Below are 15173 nucleotides of genomic sequence, written 5' to 3'. Positions count from 1 at the left end.
TTGCCCAAGGTCGCCCTGGTCGCTTGCATGCGCAAGTTGCTCACCACGCTCAACGCCATGGTGCGCACTGCAAAACCTTGGGACAAGTCGCTTCATTGCGCTTGACTTCGAAGACGGTTACTCAGTCCTTTCCGCCGGACGCACGGTCGAGGCATTGCCAGGCGGACTCAACCATCGCCCGCACCCGTTCGATGCCATAGCTGTCGAGCACCCGCTCGCGCCCCGCCTCGCCCATCCGCCGTGCCAGCGCAGCATCGGCCAGCAGCGGCTTGAGGGCCGTCACCAGCGAGGCCACGTCGTCGGGCTCGGCCAACGTGCCGTTGTAGCCATCGGTCACCACCTGGGGAATCCCGCCCACGCGGGTTGCCACCACCGGCAGGCCCGCGGCCTGGGCTTCGAGCAGCGCCATCGGCACGCCTTCAAAACGTGACGGCAGCAAAAATATGCCGGCCCGGGCCAGCAGACGGGCCTTGGCCTCGCCCGCCACCCAGCCAGGCAGCTCGACCCGCTCGGCCACACCTGCGGCCACCGCGGCTGCGCGCACCCGCGCCACATCGCCTTCGCCCGCGAGGATCACCCGCAGGTCGGGGCGCGTGCCAGCCAGCCGCGCCAGCGCGTCGATCAGCACGAACACGCCCTTGGCGTCTTCCAGCCTGCCCAGGAACAGCAGCGTATGGGGTTCGCGCGGCACATCGGGCGGAAGCTGCACGGGCAGCACCGGGTTGGGCAGCACACGCACGTCCGGATGGCCGATGTGCTTGCGCAGCCATTCCGCCCAGCTTTCGGAGAGCACGAAGACCACCTCGGCGCCGCGCACGCTGCGGTTGATCCACGCCCGCTCCAGCGCCGATGCATCCGCGTGGTAACGATCGAAGGCGCCCCCGTGCAGATGAAAGATGTACGGTTTGCCGGCCAGCCGGGCCAGCGCCAGCAGCAGGCTCTTGCGGCGGAAGCTGGCGTTGGACGCCGAGTGGGCGTGGACCGCCGCCACCCGGCCCAGGGCCAGCATCAGGCAGAAGCGCAGCAGCGCGCCGGTGAAAACCACAAGCTTGGCGACGGCGCTGCCGTCGGCGTAGGTCGGCAGATGCAGCACCGGCCGGCGGCCGCCGAAACCCGCGTCCTGCCAGATCCGCATCACCGAGGCGATCCCGCCGCGGGACTGGATATCCGGCCCGAGCATCACCAGCATCGGCGCACCCTTCTCACGCATGGGTCACCTCTGCCTCGGCGCTGATGTGCTGGACGATGGTGCGCAGCTTGCCGTTGGCGGTGCGCGCCATGGACGACACCTCGCGCAGCTCGGCATCCACCATGCCGTGGAACTTGCTGTGGAAGAACTGCTGCAGCTCGCAGCAGGTCTCGCGGGAGAGGCCGCCCCCCGCCTGCAGGCGCACGATCAGGCGGCCTGGCTCGAACTGCTCGTACTGCACCGCGTCGATCCGCGCAAAGGCCGGCGGACGCAGGCCGCCCACCGACGTCATGGGGATCGCCCGGCCGTCGCGGCCGTAGATGAAGTCGGAGTCGCGCCCCTCGATGCGTTCGAGCACCGCGAAGCCCGGCAGATCCGGGTGTTCCGGACCGGTGGACCACTGGGCGATGTCGCCGGTGCGGTAGCGGATGAAGGGCATCACCCGGTTGTCGAAGCCGGTGACGACGATCTCGCCGGAGACGCCCCGCTCGGTGATGACGCAGCCTTCGTGGTCGATCAGCTCGACCTTGCCGTACAGCGGCCACACGAAATAACGCGGGTCGTCGGGCATCGAGGCGGCCATCACGGCGCGCTCCGAGTGCCCGTAATGCAGCAGCACCGGGCACGGGAACACGCGCCGGATGGTGTCGAGCATGAAGGGCTCGACGGTCTCGGAGAACAGCTGCACGCCCCGCACGCGACGGACGAAATCCGCGTGCTCGGGGTGCTTGTCCAGCCAGTTGGCAAACAGGTACACCGCCGACGGGTAGCCCTGGATGCCGCTCACCCGGTGGCGCCGCGCGGCCTCCACGTGGCCCGGCATCAGTTCATCGGTGAGGTGATTGGGGCTCACCGCCAGCATCCGCTTGATCGGGTCGTAGCTGTGGGTCACGCCCTCCTCCGCGCCGCGCACGTTGCGGCCGCGCAGGGACAGGATGGTGACGCGGCGGCGGTAGCCCAGGCGACGATTGAAGCTGTCGATGTACGCGGTCTCCTTGCAGCGGGTCAGGCCGCGTTCGAGTAGAAAGCGCAGGGGCTCGGACGAGGAGCCGCTGGTCTGCATCGGCAGGCCGGCGTCCGGCGGGCAGGCGGTGGAGCGGTAGGCCTGGGGATGGCGTTTCAGGTCGAGGCGCGTGGTCAACGGGAAGGCCGCCAGCCACGCCTCCACCGGCGCGCCGTCACACAGCAGCGCGAGCACGCCAGCGTAGGCCGGCACGGTCTCGGCGGCCCAGCGCAGGGTGCGGCGCAGGCGCTCGTCGGCGAGCAGCTTCAGCTTCTCTGGGCAGCGCAGCTGGGCCTCGGCGAGAAAACGCCGGTAGCCGGTGCCGTAGCGCATGGCCTTCGGCAGGCAGCCGTAAGCCAGTCCCAGGGGGGTCTTGATCCACTGGGGGGCATCCAGGTACTTGCCCAGCCAGCGGTAGAGATGGTCCTCGACGCTCATGATCCTAGTTTCTTGCGGTGGTCTCCGCGGGCCGTTCGGTGAGGTGCTGGATCATCAGCCGGCGCTTGCCGCGGGCGGTGCGCTCGATGTGCGGCACCACCTGCAGCTCGGCTTCGACGAGGCCCAGCAGCTTGGTCCGGAAGTAGTCGTCGATCACCGCCAGCACGGCGGGATCGAGGGGGTCGGCCGATTGCAGGCGGACGGTGATCCGCCCCGGCTCGTGCTGTTCGTACTGGGTGGCTTCCACCTTCAGGAAGGCCGGCGGACGCAGCCCACCCAGGGACGCCACCGGAATCCGGCGGCCGTCACGGGCCACGAAGTAGTCGTTGTTGCGGCCGTCGATGCGTTCGAGCACCGGGTAGCCGGGCAGCGCCGGATGGGGCGCGCGGTCCGACCACATGGCGAGATCGCCGGTGCGGTAGCGGATGAAGGGCATCGCCTTGTTGTCGAAGCCGGTTGCCACCACCTCGCCCTGCACGCCGGGTTCGGTGATCGGCTGGCCGGCTTCGTCCACCAGCTCCACGTGGCCATACAGCGGCCACACGAAGTAACGGTGGTCGTCGGGCATCGAGCCGGCCATCACCGAGCGCTCCGAGTGGCCGTAGTGCACCAGCACCGGGCAGCCGAAGACCTTCTCGATCAGCGTCACCATGCCTTCGTCGGCGGATTCGGAGAACAACTGCACGCCCCGCACCGCCCGGGTAAAGCGCGGCACCGGGTTGAATTCCAGCCAGCGGGCCAGTTCATAGACCGCCGACGAGTAGCCCTGGATGAAGCTCACCCCGTACTTGATGGCCGCATCCACGTGGCCGGGCATGTAGGCGGCGTCCAGGTGGTTGGGGCTGATCCACAGCATCTGCTTGATCGGCTCGTAGCTGTGCAGGGGGCCGTTGTCGGCCGCCGCGCCGCGGATGTTGCGCCCGCGCAGGGAGAGCACCACATCCTGTCGGGTCAGGCCGATGCGGCGGCTGAAGGCTTCGATGTAGGCCGACTCCTTGGAGCGGGTCACGCCCTTCTGCAATGCGAACTTGAAGGGCTCGGCCACCGAGCCGCTGGTCTGCATGGGCAGGCGCTCGGCCTCGCCGCAGGCGGTGGAGAGGTACGCCTCGGGGTTGCGCTTGTAGTCGAGCTTGGTCATCAGGGGGAAGAGCGCCAGCAGTTCGGAGAGCGGCATGTCGATGAGCAGCTGGGCGGCCAGCGCGGCGTAGGCAGGCACGGTCTGGATCGCCCACATCAGCGTCTCGCGCAGGCGCGATTCGGACAGGCGCTGGATCTCTGCCGCGTCCGTCAGGCTGGCCTCGTCGCGGAAGCGCGCGAAGTCCTTGCCGTGGCGCAGCCGGTCGGGCAGCAGGCTGTAGAGGCGCCCGAGGGGCTCCTTCACCCACTGGGGGGCGTCCATGTAGCGCTTGAGCCAGCGGTAGCCCCAGTCTTCAATACCCATGCCGTGCCTCCCGTCTCAGCGCCGGACCCACTCGCGCGCAAACAGCGCGACGAAGGCCATGTCGTCGATGAAGTAACGGCGGAACATCCGCCGCGGCTCCTGCAGGAAGCGGTAGAACCACTCCAGCCCGGCGTTCTGCATCCACACCGGGGCGCGCTTGACGAGGCCTACGGCCACGTCGAAGGTGCCGCCCACGCCCATCGCGAAGGGGATCTTCATCGCCGCCTGGTAGCGGGCGAGGAAGGCCTCCTTCTTGGGCGAGCTGATCGCCACGAACAGGATGTCGGCGCGGGCCGCGGCGATCTGCTCGACCACCTGGGCTTCCTCCTCCGGCTTCCAGTAGCCGTTGCGGTAGCCGGCGATGGTGAGGCCGGGGTAGCGGGCCGGATACAGCCGCGCCACGCCACTCACCACCTCTTCACGGGCGCCCAGCAGATAGACGCGCCAGCCCTTCTTCGCGGCCTGGGCCATCAGCGCCTCAAACAGATCGACGCCGGTGACACGCTCCTTGAGCGGCTTGCCGAGCAGGCGCGAGGCCCACACCACGGGCATCCCGTCGGCGTTGATGAGGTCGCAGTCGTTGATGATCTGACGCAATGCGGGGTCGCGGTTGGCCTTGACGATCTTGTCGACATTGACCACCACGTGCTGGTGCGGCGTGCCCGCATGGATGAAGCCCTCGACGACGCCGAGGGTCTCTTCCATGTTCAGGTTGTCCACCTTGCATCCCATCAAATCAATTCTCATTGCGCTGTTTTCCCGTCGGAATTATCCCGGCCACCATCGCTGCGACCCGTGGCGGAGGGCACGGGGCGCTTGCCGCGCACCGCCGCAAAGCGTGACCGTCTTGTCAGAAAGTCAAAAACAGTGAGCCCCGGCGCGTGGCTGAGGGTGTGCACGCAGGCAATCCCCGGCTTCCAGCCCGGCTCGATCCGCTGCTCGGTGTGTTCGATGTACTCGGTGGGCGTAAGCCGCTCGATGCGCCGCAGGCTCAGCGCGTGGCCGTATTCGGGCACGCATTCCTGGGCCGGCCGCAGCAGCTTGCCGTCCCGCATGAAGAGCGGCCCGGCCGGGCGGGCGAAGCGCGCATCGGCCACCACCGGGTTGGCGGCGTGGGGTTGCCACGGGCCCAGCGGGCTGTCGGCGTAGTAGGCGTGCAGCTCGTCGTGCTTGTCGGCGCCCGGCTCGGTGACGTTGCCGAGCATCCACCAGCGGCCTTCGTGCTCGAAAAGCGTGGCATCCACCATGTCGATGCCGGTCATGATGTCGGCGACCTTCTCCCAGTGGTCGGGCAGGTTCACGCAGCGGTAGAGCTCCACGCTGCGGTTGGCACCGCTCTCCGGCACCATCCACAGCTGGCCTTCCCATTCGAACAGGAAGGGGTAGGAGAGGTGCCACGGACGCACCATCACCGACACCGGCTCGGCCCAGCTGCCATCCGGCTGCACGCGCATCGCCTTGAGGGTGCCGCGGCCTTCCTTGTAGATCACCTCTTCGATGAACACCCACCAGCCGCCGCCTTCTGCCGGCCACACCATCGGGTCGGCCCAGAAGCGGTCTGCGGGCGGATGGATCAGGGTCGCGCGGGCCGGATCGAGGCACAGCGCATCCTCGAACACCAGCGCCAGCCCCCACTGGTCGCGGCTCAGGGCCTTCGACGCCGAGCGCGACACGGTGCGCCGCACCAGGGTGGCAAAGCGCTGGGCCGCAGGGCTACCCGGAAAGGCATCCACGCCGCCGGCCGGCACTTCGGGCAGCGGCGCCACGGCGCCCTCCGCCGTCAGGCGCACCAGCGCCCGACGCACCATGCCCATACCCTTGGCGATGGCACGACGGCGGTTGCGGCGGATCGAGAAGGTGCACGAAGCCCCCAGCGAGGTGTCGATCACCGCGCCGCCGGGGATGGTTTCGAGCTGGATCACCGTGCTGTCGGCGCCCTCCACCACCGGATCGGCGCCCGCCAGCGGGGTGACCGCCGGGCGGCCGGAGAGCATCAGCGCCCAGTGATGGGTCGGGCTGACGGCCATCGGCATCGGCGCGGTGCGCAGGTCGAGCAGCACGTCACAGCCCCGGGTGGCGAGCCAGGCGTCGGCGGGCTCGGCGGTCGGCGCGATCCACTCGGCCACGCCGGCCGGGGTCGGCAGCTCCGCCAGACGCAGCGGCGAGGCACCCCGGTCGAAGACCATCTCGTCGACCCGGTCGGCCCAGTCGGCGGCCGGCAGCGGCGACGCATCGCGCAGCAGCGCAACGAGACGCACATCGGGCAAGTCGAGGCAGTCGCCCACCAGACGGACAACCCAGCTGGGCACCGGCCCGGCCGGGAGGAAAACAGCGAGGCGCACGGTCATCGCGGCCTCCGAACGCGGCAAGTTCATGCAAAAACCTCCGGCGCGCGGCGCAACACGGCCCGGCGCAATAACAGGTTGCGCGACAGGGTCGCGCCCAGAAGAACGGCAAACAGACACAGCACCGCATCCACCCCCGGCGGTGCAACGAGCATCACCAGCCCGCAGGCGGCGACGAAGATCACCAGCGAGAGCACATTCACCCGCAGCGGCAGGCGGGTTTCCTCGACGGTCTGGAGATAATTGGCTTCCGGCAGCACCAGCTGGCCCACGTAGAAGCTGGCGAGCTGGAGCACGAAGATCGCGGTGGCGCCGGCCAGGGCAAAATCGGGCCGCTGGCCCCACCACGCCAGGCCGCACCAGGCCAGCACGGCCAGCACGCTGAGGGCGGTGTTCACGCGGATCAGGTCGTGGCGCAGGGTGTCGAGGGTCGCCCGCACCTCGCGATGCCCGGCCTGACGCACCACCCTGGCCAGCGCCGGCAGCGCGTTGAAGCTGAGGGCGCGCGGAAACAGCAGCAGCACGCTGGTCAGGCTGCCGATCAGCGCCACCAGCCCGCCGTAGCCCTCGCCCGCCACCCGCACGGTGAAGGGCACGAGGATCATCGACATGCCGGCGCTGACGAAATTGAGCGCCGCCTGCTCGGCCGAGGTGCGGGCACTGCCGGCGGGCAGCGCGGCGGCTTCGTGCCCCCGGTGGCGCATCAGGTGGACCAGGCCGGCGAGGCCCAGCAGCGCAGTGGGCACCGCCAGCGCGGCGTAAGGCATCCAGCGGTGACGCCCGCCATCCACCACGATGCCGGCGGTGAGCAGCACCACCAGCAGGGTTTCCAGCACCAGCAGCGGGCGGTAGCACGTCAGCGCCAGGCCGTAGTGGCGGGCCACGGTGTAGGCCGTCCAGCCGGCCAGCAGCAGCGCCGTCCAGCCCGGCTCGAACAGCCAGCCGCCCCACGCCAGCAGCGGCAAAGGCAGGCAGGCGAGCAGGGTGAACACCACCGCGCCCCGGGCCAGCCCCAGCATCACCGGCGCGGCGCGGCCTTCGCCGGCCACCGGCACGCGGGCCAGCACCAGCGCCGACCAGCCCACCGCCGAGAAAAGGCCCAGCATCATGGCGATCGACAGATCGTTGGCGAAGCGCCCCAGCGCCTCGGTGCCGCACACCGCCTGCACCAGCGCAAAGTGGAGCAGGCGCTGGCCGCCGGGTGCGGCGGTCACCGCCAGCACCTCGCCCCGCCGCAGGAGGGCCGCCATCGACAGGCTCATCGCGCGCCCTCCCCGCTGATCCGCTGCCATGCGGCGGTCGCCGCCACCAGCGCCAGGGGCATCAGCAGGCTGGCCTGGGGACGGAACATGATCCCGTTGCTGAAGGCCGTGGACGCCCCCAGCGCCGCCAGCAGCGGCAGCGCCACCCCCGGCGGAAAGGCCGCGGCCCACACCGCCAGGATCGCCAGGACCATTCCCAGCCCCAGCACGCCCTGCTGGTTGAGCAGGCGGATGAAGTCGTTGTGGGAATCCTTCGCGCTCCACCACCACACTTCGGACACGATCCAGTCCGAGCCCTCGCCGTGGCCGAACATCCATTCCAGCAGCGTGCTGTTGGCGAGGATGTCGATCTTCTGCAGCCACATGGAGAAGCGGCCGGACGTCACCTCGACCAGCTCGTCCCACGACGGCAGGTGGATCAGCCCGAACAGCAGCGGCACGAAGGCCAGCGTCAGCAGGCCGGCAAAGCCGACGAACATCACCACCGGCGCCATCCGCATGCGCTGCAGCATCACCACGCCGCCAAAGGCAACCGCCGCCACCATCGAGGTACGCACGCCCCAGCCGTAGAACACCAGCAGCAGCGAGAACAGCAGCTGGGCGATGAACAGCCGGCGGCTCAGGTGGCCGGCCTCGAAGAGGTATAGCGACAGCGCCGCGCACACCACCACCAGATACGAGCTGGTGTGCAGCGAGGCAAAGTACACCGGCCAGAACGGCTCGCCGCCCCGGTTGAGGGAGGGCGGCATCACGACGAGCGCAAACACCACCATCACCCAGATCAGCACCAGGGTGATCTGCATCAGGCGGATCACCAGCGCCGTCTCCCGCTCGTAGAGGCGCAGCAGCAGCACCGACAACAGCGGCGGCGTGACGATCTTGAAGTACTCGAAGACCGCCGTCGAAAAGTTGAGCCCGGTCAGCGCCTCGGTCGTCAGGAAGGACGCGAGGCCAATCGGCACCGCCACGAGGATCAGCGGTGCGCGCTGGAGGATGGCGTCGGCGTAGGTGCCGATGCCGGCGAACATCACCCCCAGCAGCATGGCGTCGGCCAGCCGGTTGTACATGGATTCGCCTTCCGCATCGATCACCGGCTGGGTCAGCATGACCGCCACCGCCAGCTTCAGCCACAGGGTGGCAAAGAGCGCCCAGGCAAAGCCCTGCGCCACCCGCTTCTCAAAGGGGGTGGCAAGGCTGACGGGCGCCGTGGCGGAGAGGGCGAAGGCCATCAGAAGTCGAGCAGCACGCCGCCGATCACCACCACGCCGGCGTCCCGCAGGCCGGCCGAGAGCGCCGCCACCCGCTTGTGGGCCGAGGCGTGGCGACGGGCCACGATGATCGCGCTGCCACAGGTGGCGGCGACGAGCTGGGCATCGGCGCCCACTTCATCGGCCGGGGTATCCACCAGCGTCATCTCGAAGGTCTCCCGGGCCACCGCGATCTGCGCGCCAAAGGCCGGACGGGCCAGCAGCTCCTGGGGGTTGGGCGGCACGATGCCGGCCTGCAGCACCGACAGGTGATCGAAGCGCGAGTGGGGCTGGATTGCGCCGCCCTTGTCGCCCCGCTCGGCCAGCCGCGAGGCCAGGCCGCCGGCCGGCGGCAGGCGGAACAGGGTCTGCTGGCGCGGGTTGCGCAGGTCGCCATCGACCAGCAGGGTGCGCTCACCCAGCTGGGAGAACACCACCGCCAGGTTGGCCGCCAGCCAGCTGCGCCCTTCACCACGCACCGGGCCGACGATGGCGACGGTGCGCAGCATCGGGTTGGCCATGCGCCGCAGCACCAGCTGGCTGCGCAGCTTGCGCAGGGCTTCGACGCGGGGCGAGGTGGGATCGAAGGCGGCCACCAGCTCCGGGTCAGCGCCCTGGTCGCCAGCGGAGAGCACCGGGTAGTCGAACTGCCGCGACAGGGCGGCGTGCACGTCGGCCTGGGTCACCAGCCCGAGCTCGATGGCCGCCGCGCCGAAGGGAATCCCCCGCTCCCGCTGACGGGCCGTGACACGGGCCACCGCGTCGGCCGACAGGCGGCCGGTGGACACGAGGATTTCACCCAGATTGGGGAAGGCGACCGGAGGTTTTTCGAAGGCAGACACTTGGGAATGACCGGAAAAGGATTTCATGTCCATGGATGCTCCTCAGGCCCGCCGCAGGGCCAGACGCAGGCGCGAGCCCTCGTTGGCGGCGTCCGGCAGGCGGGGTATCTCGGCCAGCAGCGGCGCGCCGATGGCGTCGTCCAGGTCTGCGGCACTGCGGATGCGGCGGTCGAACAGCTCGCGCACGATGCTCACTGCCATGCCCAGCAGGGCGCCGATGACGATGGCGAGACCCAGGTTGAGCAGCAGCTTGGGGCTGGCCGCTTCGGTGGGCGGCACCGCCACCGACAGCACGGCCACGTTGCCCTGGCGCGACTTGCTCTCGAGGCTGGTCTGGGTCAGGCGGGCCATCACCAGGTCGTAGGCCTTCTGGGCGCTATCCACCTCGCGCTGTAGCACGCCCATCTCGTCGCGCTGCTGCTTGAGCTGCAGCACGCGCTGCTTCTGGGCTTCGAGGCGGCTCTTGACGTCGCCTTCGCGGGCCTGGTTGATGCGGGTGTTGGTGCCCACCACCGCAGCCACGTTGCCGGATTCGGTGCGCAGCCGGGCGCGCAGGGATTCCACCTCGCCCTTCACGCGCTGGTACTGGGGATGGTTCTCGCCGAGATAGCCGGAGAGCTCGGAGAGTTTGGCTTCCTGGCGGGCCAGATCCACCTTGAGGGCCTGGACCAGCGGGCTGGCGGTGACTTCGTTGGCGCTGCCGCCCTGGCGCTGGCGCGAGGTGGTTTCGGTGCTCTGGGCCTGGATGGCCGTGTATTGGGTGGAGAGCTCGGTGAGGCGCGCGCTCTCCAGGTCGAGCTTCTCGTCGCCCACCAGGCCGTGGCTGCGCTGGAACTCCGACAGGCGGGCCTGGGCGGTTTCCAGGTTGGCGCGCAGGGCCTTGGTGTGCTCGTCGAACCACGCGGCCGACTGCTTGGCCGGCTCGATCTTCAGCTCCAGATCGGTCTCCACGTAGGCCTTGGCCAGCGCGTTGGCGTAGTCGGCGGCAAACTTCGGGTCGTCGCCGGTAAAGGTGACGGTCAGCACGTTGCTCTCGTGGGACGGGCTCACCTTGACGAACTTCTTCAAGCGTCCGGCGATCCAGCGGTCGGCATCGCCCTGCCCGCCCGAGGCCTTCTGCCACTTCTCGGCCCAGCGCGGCATCTGCGCCACCTTCAGCGCCGCCACCGCCTTGGCGCCGACCCGCTCGCTGGCCATGATGTCGGCCTGGGTGGCGAGGAAGCCCGGCGTCGTCGCGCCGCTGCCCGGCTGCACCACCAGCGGATCACCGCCGCGGGATTCGACCACCACCTCGGACGAGGCCACGTACTGGCGCGGCAGCACGAGGCTCACCACCAGGGCCAGTAGCACCACGCTGCCCCACACCATGAAGAGTTCCCGACGCCGCGCCCGGAGTACCGCCAGAAGTTGAGTGATGCCCATGTCGGCGTCCGATCAGAAGAGGGCCTCGCGGACGACGATCACGTCATCCGCCTGCACCAGGTCGTTGAGTTGGGGGGTGAGCACGCGCACGGCGCCGTCCTCGCCGCGACGGTGGATGCGCACGCCGCGCTCGGTGCCCCGCTGGCTGAGGCCGCCGCCCATGGCGAGGGCCTGCAGCACGGTCATCTGGCGCTCGATGCGGTAGGCGCCGGAGCGCTGCACCTCGCCATACACGTACACCTGCGGGGCGCGATTCACGTAGAGGGTGTCGCCCGCCATCACCGGCAGGTCCTTCTCGGGCGTCCAGGTGACGAAGAGTTCGGTCACGTCGATCTCGGCGCGCACCCGGCGGCCACTCCGCATGCCGGTGAGGATCACCTTGTCGGCCCCCTGAGGCGCCATGCCGCCGGCCAGGGCCAGGGCGTCGGTGACCTTCATCGCGGTGCTTTCCAGCGGGTAGCGACCGGGCCGGGCCACCTGACCAAGCACCGCCACCTGGGCGCCGCGCACCTGCTGGAGCACCACCGTGACCTGGGGCTGGAGCACGAAGCCGCCCTTCTTCAGGCCGTCGGCAATCGCCTTCTCGGCGCCTGCCACGCTCAGCCCGCCCACCTGCACGTTGCCCACCAGCGGGTAGCTGATCGAGCCGGTTTCGGAGACGCGGGTCTCGAGGCTGAGATCCGGGTTCTGGAAGACCGAGATCTTCAGCCCATCCCCCGGCCCGAGGCGATATTCCTGGGCGGCCGGCTCCTGCCCGGCGGCCTCCCGCGCATGGGCCGGCACCAGCCCGGCGACGAGCGCGAGCCCGGTCACCAGCGCACCCAGCGCCGCCCTGCCGCGCTTCCAACCTGTCGTCAAAACACCCACTGCAAGCTCCCCGCCAATGTCCAATAGTTGAAACTCTGTGCCGCCTCGGTCGAAGTCCGGCGCTCCCGCGTCAGCGAGGTGATCCAGCGCGTGCGCGGCGTCAGCTGCCAGGTGCCGGCCACTGCAGCCAGCACACCCTTGTCTTCCCGCTGGGACGCGGTGCTCACCCCGAAACCCGGGTCGCCCCGGTACTGGGCGTCGCGCCATTCCAGGCGGCTGTCCACCCGCAGCTTCGGCGAGTACTCCCAGACCGCCCCAAACCGCAGGCCCTTCACGGCCACGTAGTTCGAGACGAAGTCCTGGGCCGGCTCCACGTCGTGGCGCAGCGTGGTGCTGATCAGCGTGCGTGGCGTCACCCGCCACTCGAAGCCGACGCTCCCGTTGTGGCCCGTGTAGTTGTTCTGCGGAAAACGCTGGTAGCTGCGGCTCACCGTACCCAGCCGGGCCAGCAGGCGCGTTCCGCTTCGCAGCGGCAGCGTCGCTTCCGCAAAGAATTCGTCCTGCTCGAAGCGCGATTCGCTCAGACCGGTGACCGTCACCGGCGCGTTGGGGTATTGGCCCTGGGCACGCCGACGGGTCACCGCCACCACCGCCCCCGACGCCGGCGCGTAGCGCAGCACAGCGTCAAAACCGGCAAAATCGATTTCATTGCTGGGCCGCGAGCCATCCGGATAACGCCGGCTGCCCTGCCCGACCTGAGCGCCGACAAACCAGTCCGGCGCCACCTGATAAAACCCGCCGGCCGTGAACTGCCGCGTCACACCCAGGCTGCGCTGCTGCTGGCGGTAGTACGCAAAGTCGTCGGTCGCCTCGCGCTGTTCGGCAGACAGCTCGCCCTTCCAGTCCGGCCCGGCCGTCCAGCGCCAGCGGCCCACGAGGCTGTTGGCGTTGTTGTCCAGAAAACCGAACTCCCGGTAACGCGACACCGCCAGCTCGTAATCGAGGGTGAACTGCTGCCCGGCGTAGTACTTCTCCAGGCCCAGGCCCAGCTTGGTGGTGCTGTTCCAGTCGCCCATCCCCTTCAGGCCGGCCGCCGTGGCCGCCGCAGCGCCGGAGAGTCGAAACAGGTTGCTGTCGTAGGCGAGGGTTTCGCTGACGCTGATCCGCGAGCCGATGCCCTTGCCCAGCGGCAGGTCGATGGGGTCGCTGCCCCGGTCTTCCGCCGCCACCTTGGCCGAATCGTCGGACAGCGCCCGGCTCAGCTCCAGATACGGCGGGTCCAGCTCGTCGCTCTCGAAAAGCGGCCCCGGCCTGCGCGGTTCGCCCAGCATGGTCGAAACGTGGAGGGCCACGCCTTCGCTACCAAAAGCGGGCAGACCTGCCCCGATCAGCAGCAAAACACCCCCGACACGAACACCAAAATCACGCAAATCCGCACCCCGATTAGCAAGTTGCAGCATCTTGAGGGAGAAGCGGACGAAATCAAGCCAAATTTTACGCATTTTGCAAAAGCACCGGCGTTCTGCACAGTTTTTTGCAAACAAATTCACATATCCAATAAATTTGACATTAACAATATCGAACTTGCAGTACATTCCGCATCGACCAGACAACCATCGGGATACAACAGTCCGCCATGCAGGCCGCCATCGAACGACAGGCGCCGGGCATCAAGCCCCACCTGTCCCTGATCTCCATCTTCGAGGCCCTTCTCGACCCCATCGCCTTCTCCGGCAGCCTGCTGGGGGTGGCGAACTGGTTTGGCGTGGGCGGGCAGCCTGCCTACGCGGTGCTGGCGATCACGGTGTTCCTGCTGGCCCAGCCGATGCCGATGCACATCGACAGCGGCCTCAAGGCGCTGTACCGGGGAAGCTGGCTGAAGGGGGTCGCGCTGTTCGGCATCCTCACCCTGATCGGACTGATGACGGGCTTTGGCAGCGCCTACGCGCCAGAGGTACTGCTGGTGTGGTTCGTGGTCGGGCCGGCGACGGCCGCCCTCGCCCGCCATGCCGCCCACACCTTCACGCCGATGGTCATGGCCCACGCGGGCTACCGCCAGCGGGCGGTGATCGTGGGCGCCAGCCACGCCGGCCTGGCCGTGGCCGACCGTCTCGAACGCTCCCGCCGCGCCGGCAAGCGCCTGCTCGGCTTCTTTGACGACCGCCATTCGAGCCGCCACGCCCGCGCCGGCATCCACCATCTGGGCAAGATCAAGGATCTGGTGGATTACGTGCGCGACAACGACGTGGACGTGATCTACATCGCCCTGCCCATGAGCAGCCAGCCGCGCATCCTCCAGTTGCTGGACGAGCTGCGCGACACCACGGTGTCGATCTATTTCGTGCCGGATTTCTTCATGACCGACCTGATCCAGGCGCGCATGGACGACCTGGGCGGCCTGCCCGTGGTGGCGGTGTGCGAATCACCGTTCACCGGCGTCAATGGCCTCTTCAAGCAGGCTTTCGATTTCGTGCTGGCGGCGGCCATCCTGATGATGATCTCGCCGCTGCTGGTGGCCATCGCCATCGCGGTGAAGGCCACTTCGCCGGGCCCGGTACTGTTCCGCCAGCACCGCTATGGCCTCGACGGGGAGCGCATCCTGGTCTACAAGTTCCGCTCCATGAGCGTCTGCGAGAACGGTGACACCATCACCCAGGCCCGGGTGGGCGACAGCCGGGTGACGCCCCTGGGCGCCTTCCTGCGGCGCACCTCGCTGGACGAGCTGCCCCAGTTCATCAACGTGCTCCAGGGCCGCATGAGCATCGTCGGCCCGCGCCCCCACGCGGTGGCCCACAACGAGACCTACCGCAAGCTCATCAAGGGCTACATGATCCGCCACAAGGTGCGCCCGGGCATCACCGGCTGGGCCCAGGTGAACGGCTGCCGCGGCGAGACCGAAACCCTCGACAAGATGAAGCGGCGCATCGACTTCGACCTGGAATACCTGCGCAACTGGTCCTTCCTGCTCGACCTGCGGATCATCCTGCGCACCGTCGGGCTGATCCGCAAAGACCCGAACGCCTACTGAGGCCCGACCTCAAAAAATGCGAAAACGCAGCCTGTCGAGGGCTGCGTTTTTTTGCTTCAAGGGGCCGAAAAGCCATCCCTCTGCAGCGTGAACCGTAGGTCGGACTTCAGTCCGACATCACGGGTTGAGCAGGCAGGGGTTGTCGGACT

General features: G+C 68.7%; 12 protein-coding genes and 1 pseudogene. 2 read left to right on the top strand and 11 right to left on the bottom strand.

Annotated features, from left to right (window positions below):
- Positions 1 to 105, top strand: a pseudogene (locus GH681_RS08875) (IS110 family transposase); the annotation flags it as partial.
- A gap of 16 nt (positions 106 to 121) precedes the next feature.
- Here the strand turns inward: GH681_RS08875 and GH681_RS08870 are convergent.
- The 11 genes from GH681_RS08870 to GH681_RS23625 are packed head-to-tail and all read right to left on the bottom strand — an operon-like array spanning position 122 to position 13348.
- A complete protein-coding gene (locus tag GH681_RS08870; RefSeq protein ID WP_153161101.1) occupies positions 122 to 1210 on the bottom strand; it encodes a glycosyltransferase family 4 protein in 1089 nt (362 codons plus the stop codon).
- Positions 1203 to 2630 (bottom strand): AMP-binding protein, encoded by a 1428-nt coding sequence (locus GH681_RS08865; protein ID WP_153161100.1) that lies wholly within the window; start codon positions 2628 to 2630, stop codon positions 1203 to 1205. The genes GH681_RS08870 and GH681_RS08865 overlap by 8 nt, the downstream gene beginning before the upstream one ends.
- A 4-nt stretch (positions 2631 to 2634) precedes the next feature.
- Entirely contained in the window at positions 2635 to 4071 is a 1437-nt protein-coding gene (locus GH681_RS08860; protein ID WP_153161099.1) for a hypothetical protein, read from the bottom strand.
- A 15-nt stretch (positions 4072 to 4086) separates the two neighbouring features.
- A complete protein-coding gene (locus GH681_RS08855) occupies positions 4087 to 4818 on the bottom strand; it encodes a WecB/TagA/CpsF family glycosyltransferase (protein ID WP_228111837.1) in 732 nt (243 codons plus the stop codon).
- Positions 4815 to 6446 (bottom strand): hypothetical protein, encoded by a 1632-nt coding sequence (locus GH681_RS08850; RefSeq protein ID WP_153161098.1) that lies wholly within the window; start codon positions 6444 to 6446, stop codon positions 4815 to 4817. The genes GH681_RS08855 and GH681_RS08850 overlap by 4 nt, the downstream gene beginning before the upstream one ends.
- Complete coding sequence (locus GH681_RS08845; RefSeq protein ID WP_153161097.1) at positions 6443 to 7708, bottom strand: hypothetical protein; 1266 nt, start codon at positions 7706 to 7708, stop codon at positions 6443 to 6445. The genes GH681_RS08850 and GH681_RS08845 overlap by 4 nt, the downstream gene beginning before the upstream one ends.
- The gene (locus GH681_RS08840) at positions 7675 to 8907 is read right to left on the bottom strand and encodes a hypothetical protein (protein ID WP_153161096.1); all 1233 of its coding nucleotides are present in this window, start codon (positions 8905 to 8907) and stop codon (positions 7675 to 7677) included. Before GH681_RS08840 ends, GH681_RS08845 begins: the two co-directional genes overlap by 34 nt.
- The gene (locus GH681_RS08835) at positions 8907 to 9794 is read right to left on the bottom strand and encodes a chain length determinant protein tyrosine kinase EpsG (RefSeq protein ID WP_228111836.1); all 888 of its coding nucleotides are present in this window, start codon (positions 9792 to 9794) and stop codon (positions 8907 to 8909) included. The genes GH681_RS08840 and GH681_RS08835 overlap by 1 nt, the downstream gene beginning before the upstream one ends.
- Before the next feature lie 15 nt (positions 9795 to 9809).
- Positions 9810 to 11189 (bottom strand): chain length determinant protein EpsF, encoded by a 1380-nt coding sequence (epsF, locus tag GH681_RS08830; RefSeq protein WP_153161095.1) that lies wholly within the window; start codon positions 11187 to 11189, stop codon positions 9810 to 9812.
- 12 nt (positions 11190 to 11201) lie between these two features.
- Entirely contained in the window at positions 11202 to 12047 is an 846-nt protein-coding gene (epsE, locus tag GH681_RS08825) for a polysaccharide export protein EpsE (protein ID WP_228111835.1), read from the bottom strand.
- The gene (locus GH681_RS23625; protein WP_228111834.1) at positions 12044 to 13348 is read right to left on the bottom strand and encodes a hypothetical protein; all 1305 of its coding nucleotides are present in this window, start codon (positions 13346 to 13348) and stop codon (positions 12044 to 12046) included. The genes epsE and GH681_RS23625 overlap by 4 nt, the downstream gene beginning before the upstream one ends.
- Positions 13349 to 13632: 284 nt before the next feature.
- On the opposite strand from GH681_RS23625, the gene GH681_RS08820 reads away from it, so the two are divergent.
- On the top strand, positions 13633 to 15024 hold the full coding sequence (locus GH681_RS08820) for an undecaprenyl-phosphate glucose phosphotransferase (RefSeq protein ID WP_153161093.1): 1392 nt from the start codon (positions 13633 to 13635) through the stop codon (positions 15022 to 15024).
- Positions 15025 to 15173: the final 149 nt, after the last annotated feature.

The sequence above is a fragment of the Zoogloea sp. 1C4 genome, from assembly GCF_009469605.1.
Taxonomy (GTDB): domain Bacteria; phylum Pseudomonadota; class Gammaproteobacteria; order Burkholderiales; family Rhodocyclaceae; genus Zoogloea; species Zoogloea oryzae.
This window is presented reverse-complemented; position numbering and strand designations above follow the sequence as displayed.

Coding starts and splice junctions, on each gene's coding strand:
- GH681_RS08870 (WP_153161101.1), bottom strand. CDS start 1,210: ATGCGTGAGAAGGGTGCGCCGATGCTGGTGATGCTCGGGCCGGATATC.
- GH681_RS08865 (WP_153161100.1), bottom strand. CDS start 2,630: ATGAGCGTCGAGGACCATCTCTACCGCTGGCTGGGCAAGTACCTGGAT.
- GH681_RS08860 (WP_153161099.1), bottom strand. CDS start 4,071: ATGGGTATTGAAGACTGGGGCTACCGCTGGCTCAAGCGCTACATGGAC.
- GH681_RS08855 (WP_228111837.1), bottom strand. CDS start 4,818: ATGAGAATTGATTTGATGGGATGCAAGGTGGACAACCTGAACATGGAA.
- GH681_RS08850 (WP_153161098.1), bottom strand. CDS start 6,446: ATGAACTTGCCGCGTTCGGAGGCCGCGATGACCGTGCGCCTCGCTGTT.
- GH681_RS08845 (WP_153161097.1), bottom strand. CDS start 7,708: ATGGCAGCGGATCAGCGGGGAGGGCGCGCGATGAGCCTGTCGATGGCG.
- GH681_RS08840 (WP_153161096.1), bottom strand. CDS start 8,907: ATGGCCTTCGCCCTCTCCGCCACGGCGCCCGTCAGCCTTGCCACCCCC.
- GH681_RS08835 (WP_228111836.1), bottom strand. CDS start 9,794: ATGAAATCCTTTTCCGGTCATTCCCAAGTGTCTGCCTTCGAAAAACCT.
- epsF (WP_153161095.1), bottom strand. CDS start 11,189: ATGGGCATCACTCAACTTCTGGCGGTACTCCGGGCGCGGCGTCGGGAA.
- GH681_RS08820 (WP_153161093.1), top strand. CDS start 13,633: ATGCAGGCCGCCATCGAACGACAGGCGCCGGGCATCAAGCCCCACCTG.